This window comes from uncultured Methanobrevibacter sp. (assembly GCF_902801725.1).
GTDB lineage: Archaea > Methanobacteriota > Methanobacteria > Methanobacteriales > Methanobacteriaceae > Methanocatella.
Genome location: NZ_CADCJB010000008.1, coordinates 1 through 18236, shown reverse-complemented (window position 1 = coordinate 18236; position 18236 = coordinate 1). Strand labels below are relative to the sequence as shown.

Sequence of the window (18236 nt, the reverse complement as noted above, 5' to 3'; positions counted from 1 at the left end):
TGTGGTTAGAAAAACACAAACAACTTCATTCGGCTCTGTTGTAAGAGAGTCACATAGTTCAAAGAAGTTTTATAGCTCAAATTTATTTAAAAATTTCGAAATTCCTAAAAACATCGATTTCAAAGAAAATACTATCAAACCAGAAAAACTAAACAGGCTATATTGCAAATCTAGTGAAAATATGGGTGAAATTCCAGACAGTAGCGTTCATCTGATGATTACATCTCCACCATACAATGTTGGAAAGGAATATGACAATGACCTTAGTTTGGACGAATACCTTGAGTTGCTAACGACGGTTTTTGCTGAAACTTACAAAAAATTGGTCGCAGGCGGAAGGGCATGCATCAACATTGCCAATGTTGGAAGAAAACCCTATATTCCCCTTCATGCAATGCTGATTGAAATAATGCTTGATTTGGGATTTCTGATGCGTGGAGAAATCATATGGGATAAATCCGCCAGTGGCGGAGGGTCATGTGCATGGGGAAGCTGGATGTCTGCATCAAATCCTGTACTTAGAGATTATCACGAATACATTTTGGTGTTTTCCAAGGAATCCTACTCCAAAAATAAGGGTCAGCCCAAAAGGGATACAATAGAACATGACGATTTCATCAGCTGGACAAAAAGCATTTGGACATTTCCTGCTGTGAACGCTAAAAAAATAGGCCATCCGGCACCATTTCCAATCGAATTGCCCCATAGACTTATTAACCTTTATAGTTATGAGGGTGATGTTGTTTTGGACCCATTTTGTGGAAGCGGTACGACTTGCCTTGCGGCAATTCAAAATAACCGAAATTACATCGCTTATGATAATAAAAAAGAGTACATAGAATTGGCTGAAAAAAGAATTTACAATCAAAACTTTATTTAATAATGTAATCTAAATATAAATATTAAAGTAAATTGTGGGATTATTATGGACACACCAATTGTGATATTAAACTATAAAACTTATTTGGAATCAAGTGGTATGAATGCACTGGAACTTGCACATGACTTAGAAAGTGCTGCAAATGAGTCTGGAATTACTATGGTTGCAGCTCCGCAGGCTGCAGATATTTATAGAATCAGTGAAGAAACTTCTCTTCCAATCTTTGCACAGCATATCGATCCAATCGCTCCTGGCGGACATACTGGTTCAAGTTTGATTAATACATTAATTGATGCTGGAGTCAGTGGTTCATTGATTAACCATTCTGAAAACAGGATGAAATTGGCAGATATTGATGAGGTTGTAAAATTGTGCAAAGCTAATGAAATAGAGTCATGCGTTTGTACCAACAATATTGAAACTTCAAAGGCTGTGGCTACACTTGCACCTGATGCTGTAGCTGTTGAACCTCCTGAACTGATTGGTACTGGTATTCCTGTTTCTCAAGCTCAGCCTGAAGTTGTTGAAGATACCGTAAAAGAAGTCAAAGCTATCAATAAGAATATTAAAGTTTTATGTGGTGCAGGAATTACTACTGGTGATGATATGAAAGCCGCAATGGATTTGGGTGCTGATGGAGTATTGCTTGCATCAGGAATTATAAAGGCTGAAAGTCCAAAAGAAGCTTTGCTTGATTTGGTAAGTAAATTATAATAATTTAACTGAGTGAGATAAATGGCTGAATTTAATACAATTGATGATTTTGATGTTGAAAATAAAACAGTATTGGTTAGAATCGATATTAATGCTCCTGTAGATCCAAGTTCTGGAATCATATTGGATGATACAAGATTAAAACTGCATGCTCAAACTATTAAGGAATTATCTAACAAAGGGGCTAAAGTTGTGCTCGTGGCGCATCAAAGCCGTCCGGGTAAAAATGATTTCACAACATTGTCTCAACATGCTGAGGTATTGTCAGAAATTTTAAATTTAAGAGTCAAATATGTTGATTCATTATTTGCCAGTGCTGCTAAAGATGCCATCAGGGATTTAAAGCCTCATGAAATTTTATTGCTTGAAAATGCACGTTTCTTTTCAGAAGAAACTCTTTCAAGAACTCCTGAAGAACAGTCTAAAACTTTGTTTGTAAGACATTTATCTCCATTAATCGATTATTTTGTCAACGATGCTTTTGCAGCCGCCCACAGGTCTCAGGCATCTTTGGTAGGGTTTACTGTAAACACTCCTTCAGCAGCAGGGCGTGTCATGGAAAAAGAATTGACCGTGATTCAGGATGCACTTGATAATGTGGAACATCCTTGTGTATTCCTTCTTGGGGGAATGAAACCTGAAGATTCTATTGATGTTATGGAAAATGTATTAAGCAACGGCACTGCAGATTCCATCTTAACCACTGGTATTGTTGGAAACATTGTCCTTTGGGCTGCGGGCATAGATATAGGTCAGGTCAACAAGGATTTCATCGCAAGCAGAGGATATGAAAGCATGGTTGAAAAAGCCAAAGAGTTGATTGACAGATTTGGCGACAAGGTAAAATATCCTATTGATGTTGCATGTGAAATTGATGGAAACAGAGTGGACATTGATTTTAAAGAAATTCCTAATGAAGCCATTTTTGATATAGGCGTTAAGACAATCGCTTATTATGCAAAAGAAATTAGGGATGCAAAATATATATTTGCAAACGGTCCTGCAGGAGTATTTGAAGACCCTCAATTTGCTATGGGAACTGAAGATTTGATTAATGCAATGGCTAGTTCAAATGGATTTTCATTAATTGGAGGAGGACACATTGCAGCAGCTACTGCCGGGCTTGGTCTTGAAGACCATATGAGTCACCTGAGCAGTGGTGGTGGAGCTTGTATTAGCATGCTAGCCGGTAAAAAGCTTGCTGCAGTAGAAGCTTTAAAAAACAGTAAAAAATAAAAGTGGTTTGGCACAGTTTTAAGGATTTCCTACTGCAAAATTATCAAAAAGCATTCTGATTAAAAAGGAATATATTAAAAAAACATTTACAACAAATTCAAAAGGCCATATCAAATTCATGACAAATAATTTGTCCTATGGCCAGTCATTAACTTTACATACAATGCTACAATAAAGACAGTAAAAAAATAATTGTTAAAATAAGATTAGATGCAAATGCATCCATCTCTTTCTTTTTTAAAATATATTAGCTATTGAAAATATTCAACAGCTCTTCAGACGATTTTTTAGGATTTTCAGAACTCATTATGGCACTAACGACAGACAATCCTGCAATTCCAGTGTCTGTTAGTTCATGAGCGTTTTCCAGAGTTATCCCTCCAATTGCCACTACAGGGATATTTATGGATTCAACAACATTCTTCAAATCCTGTTTTGTTATTGAAGGGGCATCGTCTTTGGTGGCTGTTGGAAATACTGCTCCGGTTCCAATATAATCTGCACCATCTTTTTCAGCTTTTTTCGCCTCTTCGATTGTTGCTGCTGAAACTCCCAATATTTTATTGTCTCCAATCAGTTTTCTTGTAATGTCACAGGGCATATCTGATTGGCCGACGTGAACTCCGTCAGCATCAATTGCCAGTGCAACATCGACTCTGTCATTGATGATTAAAGGTATATCATATTTTTCTGTAATCTCTTTAACTTTCAGAGCCAAATTATAAAAGTCCAGGGTTTCTGCTGTTTTTTCCCTGATTTGGACTACACTGACTCCGCCCTTAATTCCTTCTTCAATGGTATTTAAGAATTTTTCAACATCGTCGCTTTTGTCTGTGACGAGGTAAAGTGATAAATCTATTTCGTTCATAATATCTCAATATTTGATTCGTTGACTAAGCTTTCAGCATTAGTTTTGTAAAGGTAATCAATTAGATAGGTTCTGAATGAACCTGTACCTTCATCTCTTTCCTCCACTTTTGCTCTTGCCTTTTCACCTGCAAGGTTCATTGCTAAAATTGCCACTAATGTTCCTTCAAGGGGTGTTGATCCTCCAATGCAGCTTCCAACAATTGAGGATAGCATGCATCCGCTTCCGGTAATCAATGGCATCATGTCATCTCCATTGTCAATTGCCACGGTGGTTGTTCCATCACTCAATATGTCGATAGGGCCGCTTGCAAGTATTGTTGTATCCAATTTATTTGCAAGTTCCTTTATGATTTTTCCGTTTGCAGACAGGTTTTCCCTAGTGATGATGTCATCTGTATTTACATCCACACCTTTTGCAGTGTTGTTTTCATCAATCACTCCTACTAGTTTTGCTATTGACTTGATTTCACTTATGTTTCCACGTATTGCTGCAATTTCATAATTATTTATTAAATCTAATGTGGTTTTATTTCTTAGTTGGGTTACTCCAACTCCAACAGGATCAATGACAATCGGTGTTTTTGTTTCGTTTGCCACTTTTGCGCTTACATGCATCGATTTGATTTGCTCTTTACTTAATTTGCCTATATTTATAACTAATACATCGGCTATTGTCACCACTTCTTCAAGTTCTTCAGCATCTTCTGCCATGAATGGTGATCCGCCAATGGCAAGCACGGCATTTGCACAATCGTTAATTGTAACTGAGTTTGTTATGCAGTGTGTCAACGGATTTTTTTCCTTGATTTGTTTTAATGTTTCATCAATTTTTTCTAGTAAGATAGTTTTGTTATCTGTCATGATTATTAATTATAAATTCCTTAATATTTATATTTTAAACATTTTTTGGTGATTTATAGTAAAGTATTTAAACTACTTTTTACATAAATTATATTGTTCTATAATATAGATTTAAGCCTCGGTGGCTCAGTCTGGTAGAGCGCGAGACTTGTAATCTCGTGGTCGCGGGTTCAATTCCCGTCCGGGGCTTTATAATTTATGTTTGAAAATTGATTTTTTTATCATTTTGCAGTAAATATAGTAACATTTATATAATAGAATATATAGAATACTAATAGTATGCTATCTCATACATGTTTATGTATGGGTCCGTAGGGTAGCTTGGTCGATCCTTTGGGCTTTGGGAGCCTGAGACTCCGGTTCAAATCCGGGCGGACCCATTATCCCGCCTTAGCTCAATTTGGCAGAGCGTTGGACTGTAGATCCAAATGTTGCTGGTTCAAGTCCGGCAGGCGGGATTCCAAAAATTATTTATTTGTTGTCATATGTTATTTTTTTGGGAAATAGTGCTATTTTCCGAAACATTTATATATGATGTTGCAAATATTTAGTAAATAGTGTATTATTACACATATTATCGTTTAAGTATTTCTTGCCCTGGTGGTGTAGGGGCTATCATGTGGGCCTGTCGAGCCCGCGACTCGGGTTCAAATCCCGGCCAGGGCGCTTCGAATACTAAATGATAGAAATTCATGTAGGCCTGTAGCTCAGTCTGGCAGAGCGCTTGGCTTTTAACCAAGCGGCCGCGGGTTCAATTCCCGTCAGGCCTGTTTCTAATTTTATATTTTAACTTTTCTATCTGGAGGATAATAATTTGAAAATTGACATTCAAGACCATATACTTGTACCAACCCATGAAATCATGACAGAAGACGAAATTGCTGATGAATTTAGTGATGTTGAGTATGATTTTAAAGATCTTCCTAAAATTAGATCTGAAGACCCTGTGGTAAAAGCTATTGGTGCAAAACCAGGTGATGTTTTAAGAATCACTCGTGAAAGCCAAACTGCTGGTGTGTTTGTTACTTATAGGATAGTGGAAGATTAATATTAATATAATTTTAGAGTAGTGAAATTTAATATAGTATAATTTCTGTGTTTTTTTATTGTTTTTAGAAATTCATTATAATAAATTTAACTTAGTTTGAGAGGAATTATCTTAATAGGAGATAGTTATGAGTAAATTAAGAATAATGATTAAATGAATTGGTGTTAGGTTTTTACCTACTTGTTATTTACTTTTATTTAGTTTATTATTTTTATAGTGTTTACGTAAATGCTGGAGGAAGTCCATGACAGAGAATAATTGGAAATTAGTTGATGCATTTTTCGATAAATATGATTTGGTTGATCACCATATTAAATCATATAATGACTTTGTAAATAATAGGATTCAAAATATCATTGATATTACTGAACCTATTACATTAGATGATGGAAAATACACTTTAAAAACTGGTAAAGTACGTATTGAGAAACCATCTAATAAAGAAGCAGATGGATCAAGCAGTATTATTGATCCAACTGAAGCAAGACTTAGAAATTTAAATTATTCCGCAGATATGTACCTTGAAATGGCACTTAATGAGGAAGGAGAAGACAATCCTTTGGAAGAAGTGTACATTGGTGAATTGCCGGTTATGCTCAAATCAGATATTTGTCATCTTAACGGTCTTACTGCTGAAGAATTAATTGAAAAACATGAGGATCCTCAAGATTTAGGAGGTTACTTCATTGTTAACGGTTCAGAAAGGGCTGTTGTTACAATGGAAGAAATCGCTCCAAACAAAATCATCCTTGAACGTTTGGATGAAGTTGAAGACAGGCACGCAAAGGCTGTCGTTACTTCAATCAAAAGTGGTTTCAGAGCCAGAATTACTTTGGAATACAAAAAACCACGTAAAAATGGAGTATTTTTAAGAATTTCTTTCCCATATCTTCCAGGAGAAATTCCATTAGTTATCTTGTTAAGAGCTCTTGGATTGGCTACTGATGAAGAAATCATTACAGCAATCTCTGACGACAATAACTTCCAGATGATGGTTGCAGACGATATTCAGGTTTCACTTGAATCCTTGAAATTGGACCAGAATGAAATGGACGGCATGACCCTTGATGAGAGAAGGGAATACATGCAGGATGCTGCAATTAAATACATCGGTAACAGAGTGGCTAAAAACATGCCTGCTGATTACCGTACAAAACGTGCTACCGATGTAATCAACCGTTATCTGTTACCTCATATGGGTACTGAACCGGAAAGATGTTATGATAAGGCTATTTACTTAGCTGAAATGACTGAAATGTTACTTGAAGTTATCGAACAAAAAAGAGAACCTCATGATAAGGACCATTACACTAACAAAAGACTCAGAGTATCTGGAGATTTAATGGAAGACTTGTTCAGAGTTGCTTTCACTAACTTGACCAGAGATATGAGTTATCAACTTGAAAGAAGTCTTTCTCGTGGTAAGGAACTTTCAATTAAGCAAGCTGTTCGTAGTGATGTTTTAACTGAAAACATTAAGCACGCTATCGCTACCGGTAATTGGGTAGGTGGAAGAGCTGGTGTCAGTCAGTTATTAGACAGAACTAGTTACATGGGTACACTTTCTCACTTGAGACGTGTTGTATCTCCGTTAACCAGAAGTCAACCTCACTTTGAAGCAAGAGATTTACATCCAACTCAATTTGGTAAAATATGTCCAAACGAAACCCCTGAGGGACCTAACTGTGGTTTGGTAAAGAATTTAGCTTTAATGTGTAATATTTCTGAAGGTTCTGATGAACAAGAAATTATAGATGTTATTGAAAGTATGGATGTATTAATTGAATAGGCTATTAGGAGGGAATTTTTTGCAAAAGTGTAAAATTTACATAAATGGTGAACTTCTCGGTGCTTGTGAAAATCCGGTTGAGTTTACTCAAGAGATGAGAGAAAAAAGAAGAAACGGCGAAATCTCTCACGAAATGAATATCACATACTATGAAGACAATAATGAAATTTATATATTTAACGATCCAGGTAGAGCAAGAAGACCATTGATTATTGTTAAGGAAGGAGTTCCTCTTTTAAGAGAAGAACATTTAAACAAAATCGCAAACGGAAAATTAAAATGGGATGACTTAATCGATAATGGTCTTATCGAATACTTAGATGCTGAAGAAGAGGAAAACTCCTACATTGCAATGTCTTTGGCAGATTTAAGTGAAGAGCACACTCACTTGGAAATCGACCCTGCTACCATGCTCGGTATCTGTGCAGGAATTATTCCATTCTCTGATCACAACTCTTCTCCAAGGAATACCATGGAAGCGGGAATGACAAAACAGGCTTTAGGTTTATATGTATCAAACTATGCATTGCGTACTGATACTAGGGCTCACCTGTTACATCATCCTCAAACTCCTATCGTAAAAACACGTATTATCGATTCAACTAATTATGATTTAAGGCCATCAGGTCAAAACTTTGTTGTAGCTTTGATGTCCTATGAAGGATACAACATGGAAGACGCAATGGTCATTAACAAAGGAGCTTTGGAAAGGGGACTTGCAAGATCCTCATTCTTCAGGGCTTACGACACTTCAGAAAAAAGATATGCTGGTGGGCAAGTCGACAAGTTTGAAGTGCCTGACAAAAACATCAAAGGATACAGGTCTGAAGAGGCTTACAGAAACCTGGACGATGATGGTGTAGTCAATCCTGAATCCGTTGTAAAATCCGGTGATGTATTGATTGGAAAAACTTCACCTCCAAGATTTTTGGAAGAGGACTTCGGTACTGTTGCAGATAGAAGAAGGGAAACTTCTGTAACTGTAAGACATGGTGAAAAAGGTATTGTTGATGCAGTGCTCCTTTCTGAAACTGTTGAAGGTTCCAGATTGGCAAAAATCAGAGTAAGGGATACAAGACAACCTGAATTTGGTGATAAATTTGCATCAAGGCACGGTCAGAAAGGGGTTGTCGGTTTGATATTGTCCCCTGAAGACATTCCATTCACAGAATTCGGTGTAGTGCCTGATTTAATTGTTAACCCTCACGCGATTCCGTCCAGGATGAGTATCGGTCAGGTGCTTGAGATGGTTGCAGGTAAAGCAGGGTGTCTTGAAGGTGAAAGAGTGGATGCAACTCCATTCAATCAGGACCTTGAAGAAGAAATCAAGCAGCAACTCCTTAATAACGGATTTGAATCTGCAGGATGTGAATCTTTATACAGCGGAGTGACCGGTGAAAGATTGGATGCAGAAATATTTGTAGGTGTTGCATATTACCAAAAATTACACCACATGACTACTGATAAGGTTTACGCCCGTTCCAGAGGTCCAGTACAAGTGCTTACACGTCAGCCTACTGAAGGTAGAGCACGTGAAGGTGGTTTAAGATTCGGAGAAATGGAAAGGGATTGTCTTATTGCACACGGTGCAGCATTAACCTTAAAAGAAAGATTATTAGATGAATCAGACAAATACGAAGCTATTGTCTGTGAAAACTGTGGTATGCTAGCAGTATTCGATAAGAATAAAAATAAAAAATACTGTCCTATCTGTGGAGATGTGGAAACATACCCTGTTGAAATTTCATACGCATTTAAATTATTATTAGACGAACTTAAGAGTTTATGTATTTTCCCTAAATTAGTTTTAGGAGACAAAGCATAATTAAATCGATATAAGGAGCCAACACATGAACGGTTATATTAAAAAAATTAAACAAATAAATTTTGGGCTAATGTCTCCTGAGGACATTCGTGAAATGTCTGTTGTTACTGTTGAAACTCCAGACACCTATGAGGATGATGGTTTCCCTATTGAAAAAGGTTTAATGGATCCTCGTTTAGGTGTTATTGACCCTAGTTTAGTCTGCAGAACCTGTGGTTTCAGAGGTGGAGATTGTCAAGGACACTTCGGAAGTATCGAACTTGCAAGACCAGTTATTCACATTGGTTTTGGTGATGTGATTCATAAGATTTTACGTTCCACATGTAACAGTTGCGGTCGTGTTCTTTTATCTGAAGCTGAACTCGAAGAATACACTGAAAAAATAACTGAAGCATTGGAGAACAAGGAAAGCATCTCTGAAATCTTAAAGAAATTGCAGAATGATACCAAAAAAGTCGAAATGAACGAGACAAAACAAAATGACATTGTCGATAAAATCATGAAAGAGGTCTATCCTGAAGGGGAAGACACCTATGACGATGCTGATAGGGAAGATATATTATTGAATATATTGGATCAGCTTTATGCTGAAGCTTACATGGAAAGGGATGAAACTGAAGAAAAACATCCTTTCAAATACATTGATCCAAAACAGTTATGTCCTCACTGTAAGAAAAATCAGTCCTTGGCTGATATTGAAGCAAGCTATGACATGATTGAAGCTAAAAATTCTGATGAATTGAAAAAGATTCATGATAAAATCGTTGCAGACATTGAAGAGGAATTCGAGAAAAAGATTGAAAAAATCGACAAAAAAATCGAAAAACTCCAAGACAGCGAAGAAGACGAAGAAGATGCAATTGCAGATTTGGAAGAGGAAAAAGCTCAAATCATTGCAGAAAACGAAGAAAAATTCGAGGACAAAGTCTTCAAGGAATACAAAAAACGTACCAGAGACTATGTCAAACAATACCTCCAGGATTTAATTCAGGAACCTATCCTCTTGGATAAACCTGTAACTATCCGTCAAGGAGATTACAAATTGACCGCATCCGAAGTACGTGAAAGACTTGAAAACATTACTGATTACGATTCATTCATTTTAGGAGTTAACCCTGAAGTTGCAAGACCAGAATGGTTAGTATTAACAGTACTTCCTGTTCCTCCTGTAACCGTAAGGCCATCAATTACTTTGGATACCGGTGAAAGGTCTGAAGATGACTTGACACACAAGCTTGTAGATATTTTACGTATCAATCAACGTTTGCTTGAGAATATGGAAGCAGGTGCTCCTCAATTGATTGTTGAAGACTTATGGGAATTACTCCAATATCACGTTACCACTTACTTTGACAATGAAGCCAGTGGTGTTCCACCTGCAAGACACAGGTCCGGAAGACCTCTCAAGACCTTGACTCAAAGGCTGAAAGGAAAAGAAGGAAGATTCAGATCCAACCTTTCCGGTAAACGTGTAAACTTCTCTGCACGTACAGTAATTTCACCTGACCCTAACATCAGTATCAACGAGGTCGGTGTACCTGAAATGATTGCAAAAGAAGTAACCGTACCAGTATATGTAAATGAATGGAACATGGATGAAATGAAAAAATACATTGAAAACGGTCCAGAAGTTCACCCTGGTGCAAACTATGTAATCAGAAAAGACGGAAGAAAAATCAGGGTACGTACAGAAGAAACCAAAGAACTGATTCTTGAACAGTTAGAACCTGGTTTCATTATTGAAAGACACCTGAAAGATGGGGACATGGTACTGTTCAACCGTCAGCCTTCATTGCACAGAATGAGTATGATGGCTCACGAAGTAAGAGTACTTCCATACAAAACTTTCAGATTAAACTTATGTGTATGTCCTCCATACAATGCGGATTTCGATGGAGACGAAATGAACATGCACGTATTCCAGACTGACGAATCCAGAGCGGAAGCTAAGTCATTGATGCGTGTACAGGAACACATCCTATCCCCAAGGTTCGGAGGACCTATTATTGGTGCAATTCACGACCACATTTCTGGAGCTTATCTTTTAACCAGGGATGGTGTTGAATTCACAGAAGAGGACGCTTTACAAATTATCCGTAAATCTCACTTGAAAATACCTGAATTCAAATCAGGCCATTGGATTTTAAAATATGATCCTGAATTTGATGAGGATTCATACATTTACAAGGAAAAAGGAGAAAAATGGACAGGTAAAGAGTTGTTCTCATTATTGTTACCTAATGACTTGAACTTATCTTATAGTGCGGAGATTTCAAAATGTCCTGTAGTATACCCGCAAACCGATGCAAATGTTGTAATCAAAAACGGTATTCTTGTACATGGTGTTATTGATGAATCCGCTTACGGTTCATTCTCAGGTAAAATCCTGGATAAAATCGTTAAGGAATATGGTCCGGGTAGGGCTAAAGAGTTCTTAGACAGATCCACTGACCTTGCTATCTGTGGAATTATGAAGACTGGAATTACAACCTCCTTAAATGATGAGGAAATTCCGGCTGAAGCTCAAGACCGTATTAACGAGCACTTGGACAATAAGATGGCTGAAGTAGATAAACTTGTTGAATCTTATGAAGAAGGATATCTCCAAGCTTTGCCTGGTAGAAGTCTTGAAGAGACCTTAGAGATGAAAATCATGCAGGTTCTCGGGGAAGCTAGGGATATGTCCGGTCAAATTGCTGAAAACTACCTTACAATGGGTAAACAATCTGACGATGACCCATACGAACATGTGATGGCTGTAGAAAACCACTCTGTAGTAATGGCACGTACCGGTGCAAGGGCATCCATGCTGAACCTTACCCAGATTACTGCTTGTGTAGGACAACAAGCGGTTAGGGGTGGACGTATCGAAAGGGGATACCTTAACAGAACCTTACCTCACTTCAAGAAAGGTGAGTTAGGGGCTAAAGCTAAAGGATTTGTTCACTCAAGTTACAAATCAGGTCTCGACCCAATCGAATTCTTCTTCCACGCAATGGGAGGAAGAGAAGGTCTTGTAGATACAGCGATTCGTACCGCTCAATCCGGTTACATGCAAAGAAGACTCGTAAACGCATTGCAAGATTTACAAGTTAAGCAATCCGGTCTTGTTACAGACAATCAGGGTAACGTTATCCAAACCATGTTTGGTGAAGACGGTGTAGATCCTGCAAAATCTGACTTCGGTAAACCGGCTGACTTGAACAAGCTAATTGACGAAATCAGAATGGAAAGTGGAGTAGAAGGTAAGTAGGTGTAACTATGGATGATGTTATAACTAAAATAAATGATACAATAATTGAAATTAATGATGCTGAAAATCTTAACATTGATTTTCCAGATAGTTATATCGAAGATTTGGCCAAAGCTTATATCCAAAAGGATTTAACTGATGATGAATTAAGAAAATTAATTATTAAGCTTAAAAATGCCTATGACCGAGCTCATGTAGAAGCTGGAGAGGCTGTTGGAACAGTAGCTGCTCAATCTGTTGGTGAACCGGGTACTCAGATGACTATGCGTACTTTTCACTATGCAGGGGTAACTGAGCTAAACGTAACATTAGGTCTTCCGAGACTTATTGAGATTGTTGATGCAAGAAAAGAGATTGCTACTCCAACTATGGATATTTACTTTGATGAGGAAAGACGTGATGACGAGGAGTTTGTCAGGACTTTAGCTAATAAAATTGGTAAAAGTACTATTAACGATATTCTTTCCGATTTCAATTTAAATTATGGTACTATGGAAGTTGAAGCAATTTTAGATAGTAAGAAGATTGAGGAAAAAAGACTTGATCGTGAAGAAATCAATGCTATCATTGGAAAAACTTTCAAGAAAGCTGTTATTAATAATGATGAAATTGTTATTCCATCAGGAAAAACCGATTCCAAAGAACCAAAATTTGAAATCAGGGAACTCCGTCTCTTGGCAGACAAGGTTCGTGATTTGCAGATAAGTGGTATAAAAGGTATTGGAAAAGTTATTATTCGTCGTGATGACGAATGGATTATCCATACCGAAGGATCAAACCTCAAGGAAATTCTTGATATGGAAGGTATCGATCATGTGAGAACTACCACCAACAACATTCATGAGATTGGTGAAGTTTTAGGAATCGAAGCAGCTCGTCAATCTATTATTAACGAAGCTCAAAATACACTTTCAGAACAAGGTCTTAGTGTAGACGTAAGACATATTATGTTAGTTGCAGATATCATGACTTCCGAAGGTGTCGTAAAATCTATCGGAAGACACGGTATTAGTGGTGAAAAATCAAGTGTTTTAGCTCGTGCAGCTTTTGAAGAGACTGGTAAACATTTACTTCGCGCAAGTATTCGCGGTGAAGTGGATGATTTAACAGGTATCATCGAAAATATTATTATTGGACAACCAATACCTCTTGGTACCGGTTCTGTCGGTGTCAAAATGGATTATAAAAATGAATAGGAGGCTAGATGATGGACGTAGATAGAGGAATCAGGGTAGCTGTCGACACTGGTGATGTGACTTTAGGCTCTGAAAAATCAATTCAATCTTTAAAATTAGGAAAAGGTCAACTTGTAGTTGTTGCCGCTAACGCTCCTAAAGAAATTCTTGAAGATGTTGAATATTATGCAAATCTTTCCGAAATTCCATCCTTTGTATATGATGGAACTAGTGTAGATTTGGGTTCTGTTTGTGGTAAACCTTTCACTGTTGCTACATTAATCGTAAACGATCCAGGAGATTCTACAATATTAGACGATTTGAGGTAGATTTAAGTGTCTATTAAATTTAGTGCAAATGAAATTAGATACATAGCTCTTTTCGAAAATATGACTGGAGCAATGGTTAAAGATTGCATTATCGATGATGAACATGGAAAAGTTACTTTCGTTGTTAAGAATGGTGACATGGGACTTGCAATTGGTAAAGGTGGAAGTTCCGTATCTAAAGTTCAAAGAGCAGTAGATAAAGGTGTTGAAATCATTGAACTAGACGATGATCCAATACAATTTATTAAAAACGTTTTATCCCCTGCTAAAGTGAAATCTGTTAAAGTAAGTCAAAAGCAGTCAGGCGAGAAAATAGCTACTGTCACAGCAGACAATACAAACAAACGTATTGCTATCGGTAAAAACGGAATCAATATTGAAAGAGCTAAATTATTAGCAAATAGACAACATAATATTGACAATATTATTTTAAAATAGCTTTCGAGCTATTTTATTTAATTTATTTTTCTAAAAAATACTTTTTTTATTTTTATATAAATAGTAAATACATACCTTTATAAAGGTTGAAATATATATTTTATCATAAGATATCTGTACTGTTTTATAACATGACTATGTGTGCTTTTTGTCTATGTTTGAATATAATTTCAAGATATCTTTTTTAGATATAATTTGTTTTTTTATCTAAATTATATTATTATACTGATTAATATCTTTGAATTTAGATTGTACTATAGACTATAGTATAAATCGCAGCGGTGGATTCTTAGATATGCATTTTAACAAAAAGATTAGAGGAAAAAAATATGCCAGGACTTTTTGCTGCAAAAAAACTTAAAAAGAATAGACAAAATTTTAAGTGGAAAGATGTGGATTACAAAAGGAGAGCTTTAAGGTTAGACGTTAAAGCAGATCCTCTCGAAGGAGCTCCTCAAGCAAGAGGAATTGTAATCGAAAAAGTAGGGATAGAAGCAAAACAACCTAACTCTGCTATCCGTAAATGTGTTCGTGTTCAATTGATTAAAAACGGTAAACAATTAACAGCTTTCGCACCAGGTGACGGAGCTATCGGATTTATCGATGAGCACGATGAAGTGATGATTGAAGGAATTGGTGGACCTTCCGGAAGATCCATGGGAGATATCCCAGGGGTTCGTTGGAAAGTTTCCAAAGTTAACAACGTAGCTTTATCTGAAATGGTAAGTGGAAAAATAGAAAAACCTGTAAGATAAGGAGTTATATTTATGAGTAAATTATTCAATAAATGGGATCTCGATGAAGTAAAAGTTGAGGACTTAGGTTTAGTAAAATATATCTGCTTAGACGAAACTTTAGTTCCACACACTTCTGGTAGACACGTAAAAAGACAATTCGCAAAATCTAAAGTATCAATTGTTGAAAGATTAATAAACAAAGTTATGAGAACTCATCTCAACTCTGGTAAAAAGAATAAAGCTTACAACATCGTAAAAGATGCATTAGAAATTATCAATAGAAGAACTAAAAAGAATCCTGTTCAAGTTTTAGTTACTGCAGTTGAAAACACTGCACCTCGTGAAGAAACTACCCGTATCAAATACGGTGGTATTGGATACCAAGTGGCTGTAGATATCTCACCACAAAGAAGAGTAGACCTTTCATTAGGATTCTTGACTAGAGGTACTTTACAATCTTCATTCAAAAACAGAAAATCTGTTGCTGAATGTTTAGCTGATGAATTAATTCTTGCTTCTGAAGAAGATTCCAGAAGCTTTGCTTTACAAAAAGCTGAAGAGAAAGAAAGAGTTGCTAAAGCAGCGCACTAATCATATAATGTTTATATAGGTGGTTATTTTGAGTAGAAGAGACAAAATGATTGCAAAAATCAAGGAATTGATGTATGAACCTAGTCAAATCAGAAACATCGGTATCTGTGCTCACATCGATCACGGTAAAACTACCCTTTCTGATAACTTACTTGCAGGTGCAGGAATGATTTCTGAAGAACTTGCAGGGGATCAAAGATTCTTGGATTTTGATGAACAAGAACAAGCACGTGGTATTACTATCGATGCTGCTAACGTATCCATGGTACACGATTACCAAGACAAAGAGTACTTAATCAACTTGATTGATACTCCTGGTCACGTTGACTTCGGTGGGGACGTAACTCGTGCTATGAGAGCTGTAGACGGTGCAGTAGTTGTAGTTTGTGCTGTAGAAGGTATCATGCCTCAAACAGAAACCGTATTCAGACAAGCTTTAAAAGAAAACGTAAAACCAGTTTTATTCATTAACAAAGTTGACAGATTAATCAACGAGTTAAAATTAGAACCTGAAGAATTGCAAAACAGATTCTTGAAAATCTTCATGGAAGCTAACAAATTGATCAAAAACATGGCTCCTGAAGACAAAAAAGAAGAATGGAAATTGGACTTTACCAACGGTAGTGTAGCTTTCGGTTCAGCATACCACAACTGGGCTATCAATGTTCCAACAATGCAAGAAACCGGAATCAATTTCAAAGACATTATCGATTACTGTAATGCTGAAAACGAAAAAGAATTAGCACAAAAAGTACCTTTATCTGATGTATTGCTCGGTATGGTAGTTGAACACTTGCCTTCTCCTAAAGAAGCACAAGTTTACAGAGTACCTAACATCTGGGACGGAGATGCTGATTCTCCTGCTGGAAAAGGTATGATTGAAACTTCACCTGACGGACCTTTAGCTGTAATGGTTACCAACGTATCCGTTGACAAGCACGCTGGTGAAATCGCAACCGGTAGGGTATACGGTGGAGCTATTCAAAAAGGTACTGAAGTCTACATGGTCGGTTCCCACGGAAAATCCAGGGTACAGCAAGTAGGTGTATACTTCGGTCCTGAAAGAGTTAATACCGACAAGGTACCTGCTGGTAACATTGTTTACATTGCAGGTGCTAAAGGAGCAATCGCAGGGGAAACCTTATGTTCACCTGAAGACAAAATCAAAGAGTTCGAAGGTTTAGAACACATCTCAGAACCTGTAGTTACTGTAGCTGTAGAAGCTAAAAACACCAAGGATTTACCAAAATTGATTGAGGTTTTAAGACAAACTGGTAAAGAAGACCCAACCGTTAAAATCGATATTAACGAAGAAACCGGTGAACACTTAGTATCCGGTATGGGTGAGCTTCACTTGGAAGTTATCGGTTACAGAATCAAAGACAAAGGTGTAGACATCACTACTTCCGAACCTATCGTAGTATACAGGGAAACCGTAAGAAAACTCTCCCCACAAGTTGAAGGTAAATCTCCAAACAAACACAACAGATTCTACATTACTGTTGAACCTATTGAACAAAGCCTTTTCGATGCTATTCAAGATGGAGATATTAAAGAAGGTAGAGTTAAAGGTAAAGAAGCAGCTAACGACTTCATGGAAGCTGGTTTAGATAAAGAAGAAGCTAGAAGAGTATGGGCTGTTCACAACAGAAGTATCTTCCTCAACATGACCCGTGGTATTCAATACTTGGATGAAGTAAAAGAATTGTTACTCGAAGGATTTGAAAATACCTTAAAAACCGGTCCTTTAGGTGAGGAAATTTCCATGGGATTAAAATTCAAACTCCATGATGCAAAACTTCACGAAGACGCAGTTCACAGAGGACCTGCTCAAGTATTGCCTGCTATCAGAAACGCAATATTAGGATCCATGATGTTAGCAGAACCTGCTTTACTCGAACCTATGCAAAAAGTAGTTATTGATACTCCTAACGATTATATGGGTGCATGTACTCGTGAGATTCAAAACAGAAGAGGCCAAATCGTAAATATGGGTCAAGGAACTGGAGATATGGCTAAAATTGAATCCAAAGTGCCTGTAGCTGAAATGTTCGGTTTCGCTGGAGACATCAGGTCTGCTGCTGAAGGTAGATGTTTATGGTCTACTGAAATCGCAGGATTTGAACCTCTCCCACGTGAGATGCAAAATCAAATCGTAAGAGAAATCAGACAAAGAAAAGGTTTATCTGCAGAACCGTTCCCTGCAAGCCACTACTTAGGTGATTTATAAGATTAAAATTTAAAAATTTATATTTTTAATTTTTTTATATTTTTTATTAAAAATTATATGAAAAAACATTATCTATTTATATGTTGAAGTATAAAGTTTATTTAAGCTATCATTTAAGCTTATAGATATTGTTTGTTAATATTACAAAAGAGGTTATTATTATGGCAAAAGAAAAAGAACATCTTAACTTAGCATTTATTGGACACGTTGACCACGGAAAATCCACTTTAGTTGGACACTTATTATTAAAAGCTGGTGCA

At 36.8% G+C, this 18236-nt stretch carries 16 protein-coding genes and 5 tRNA genes; 19 read left to right on the top strand and 2 right to left on the bottom strand.

All coding sequences use genetic code 11. From position 1 onward, the window contains the following. Nucleotide 1: 1 nt before the first annotated feature. Genes QZV68_RS02575 through QZV68_RS02565 form a run of 3 tightly spaced genes read left to right on the top strand, consistent with a single transcriptional unit; the run spans nucleotide 2 to nucleotide 2830 of the window. Complete coding sequence (locus tag QZV68_RS02575) at nucleotides 2-880, top strand: site-specific DNA-methyltransferase (protein WP_296878272.1); 879 nt, start codon at nucleotides 2-4, stop codon at nucleotides 878-880. Nucleotides 881-925: 45 nt separating this feature from the next. Next, complete coding sequence (tpiA, locus tag QZV68_RS02570) at nucleotides 926-1594, top strand: triose-phosphate isomerase (RefSeq protein ID WP_296878271.1); 669 nt, start codon at nucleotides 926-928, stop codon at nucleotides 1592-1594. A 21-nt stretch (nucleotides 1595-1615) separates the two neighbouring features. After that, on the top strand, nucleotides 1616-2830 hold the full coding sequence (locus tag QZV68_RS02565) for a phosphoglycerate kinase (RefSeq protein WP_296878269.1): 1215 nt from the start codon (nucleotides 1616-1618) through the stop codon (nucleotides 2828-2830). A 247-nt stretch (nucleotides 2831-3077) separates the two neighbouring features. Here the strand turns inward: QZV68_RS02565 and thiE are convergent, their stop codons facing one another. Beyond that, on the bottom strand, nucleotides 3078-3698 hold the full coding sequence (gene thiE, locus QZV68_RS02560) for a thiamine phosphate synthase (protein WP_296878267.1): 621 nt from the start codon (nucleotides 3696-3698) through the stop codon (nucleotides 3078-3080). Next, nucleotides 3695-4561 carry a hydroxyethylthiazole kinase gene (thiM, locus tag QZV68_RS02555; protein ID WP_296878265.1) on the bottom strand — a complete coding sequence of 289 codons (867 nt, stop codon included), beginning with the start codon at nucleotides 4559-4561 and terminating at the stop codon, nucleotides 3695-3697. Before thiM ends, thiE begins: the two co-directional genes overlap by 4 nt. A gap of 115 nt (nucleotides 4562-4676) precedes the next feature. Between thiM and QZV68_RS02550 the strand changes: the two genes are divergently transcribed. From QZV68_RS02550 to QZV68_RS02475, 16 genes are all read left to right on the top strand, one after another. Then, a tRNA-Thr gene (locus QZV68_RS02550) sits at nucleotides 4677-4750 on the top strand. 116 nt (nucleotides 4751-4866) lie between these two features. Then, a tRNA-Pro gene (locus tag QZV68_RS02545) sits at nucleotides 4867-4941 on the top strand. 4 nt (nucleotides 4942-4945) lie between these two features. Further along, nucleotides 4946-5019 (top strand) — tRNA-Tyr (locus tag QZV68_RS02540). A gap of 136 nt (nucleotides 5020-5155) precedes the next feature. Continuing rightward, nucleotides 5156-5227 (top strand) — tRNA-Asp (locus tag QZV68_RS02535). Nucleotides 5228-5257: 30 nt separating this feature from the next. Beyond that, a tRNA-Lys gene (locus QZV68_RS02530) sits at nucleotides 5258-5331 on the top strand. A gap of 44 nt (nucleotides 5332-5375) precedes the next feature. After that, on the top strand, nucleotides 5376-5609 hold the full coding sequence (locus tag QZV68_RS02525) for a DNA-directed RNA polymerase subunit H (RefSeq protein ID WP_296878263.1): 234 nt from the start codon (nucleotides 5376-5378) through the stop codon (nucleotides 5607-5609). Between the two features lie 244 nt (nucleotides 5610-5853). After that, nucleotides 5854-7398, top strand: a complete 1545-nt coding sequence (locus QZV68_RS02520) for a DNA-directed RNA polymerase subunit B'' (RefSeq protein ID WP_296878261.1) — start codon at nucleotides 5854-5856, stop codon at nucleotides 7396-7398. 19 nt (nucleotides 7399-7417) lie between these two features. Next, the gene (rpoB, locus tag QZV68_RS02515; RefSeq protein ID WP_296878260.1) at nucleotides 7418-9223 is read left to right on the top strand and encodes a DNA-directed RNA polymerase subunit B; all 1806 of its coding nucleotides are present in this window, start codon (nucleotides 7418-7420) and stop codon (nucleotides 9221-9223) included. 25 nt (nucleotides 9224-9248) lie between these two features. Continuing rightward, complete coding sequence (locus QZV68_RS02510) at nucleotides 9249-12476, top strand: DNA-directed RNA polymerase subunit A' (RefSeq protein WP_296878258.1); 3228 nt, start codon at nucleotides 9249-9251, stop codon at nucleotides 12474-12476. Between the two features lie 8 nt (nucleotides 12477-12484). After that, nucleotides 12485-13672, top strand: a complete 1188-nt coding sequence (gene rpoA2 / locus QZV68_RS02505; RefSeq protein WP_296878256.1) for a DNA-directed RNA polymerase subunit A'' — start codon at nucleotides 12485-12487, stop codon at nucleotides 13670-13672. An 8-nt stretch (nucleotides 13673-13680) separates the two neighbouring features. Continuing rightward, nucleotides 13681-13980: a 50S ribosomal protein L30e gene (locus tag QZV68_RS02500; protein WP_296878254.1), complete on the top strand. Its 300-nt coding sequence runs from the start codon at nucleotides 13681-13683 to the stop codon at nucleotides 13978-13980. Nucleotides 13981-13986: 6 nt separating this feature from the next. Further along, complete coding sequence (locus tag QZV68_RS02495) at nucleotides 13987-14418, top strand: NusA-like transcription termination signal-binding factor (RefSeq protein ID WP_296878252.1); 432 nt, start codon at nucleotides 13987-13989, stop codon at nucleotides 14416-14418. A gap of 329 nt (nucleotides 14419-14747) precedes the next feature. Further along, a complete protein-coding gene (locus QZV68_RS02490) occupies nucleotides 14748-15173 on the top strand; it encodes a 30S ribosomal protein S12 (RefSeq protein WP_067044341.1) in 426 nt (141 codons plus the stop codon). A 12-nt stretch (nucleotides 15174-15185) separates the two neighbouring features. After that, nucleotides 15186-15746: a 30S ribosomal protein S7 gene (locus QZV68_RS02485; protein WP_296878251.1), complete on the top strand. Its 561-nt coding sequence runs from the start codon at nucleotides 15186-15188 to the stop codon at nucleotides 15744-15746. A 28-nt stretch (nucleotides 15747-15774) separates the two neighbouring features. After that, nucleotides 15775-17976, top strand: coding sequence for an elongation factor EF-2 (locus QZV68_RS02480; protein WP_296878249.1), 2202 nt, complete (start codon nucleotides 15775-15777; stop codon nucleotides 17974-17976). A 161-nt stretch (nucleotides 17977-18137) separates the two neighbouring features. After that, a partial coding sequence (locus QZV68_RS02475; protein ID WP_296859870.1) for a GTP-binding protein occupies nucleotides 18138-18236 on the top strand: 99 nt, incomplete at its 3' end.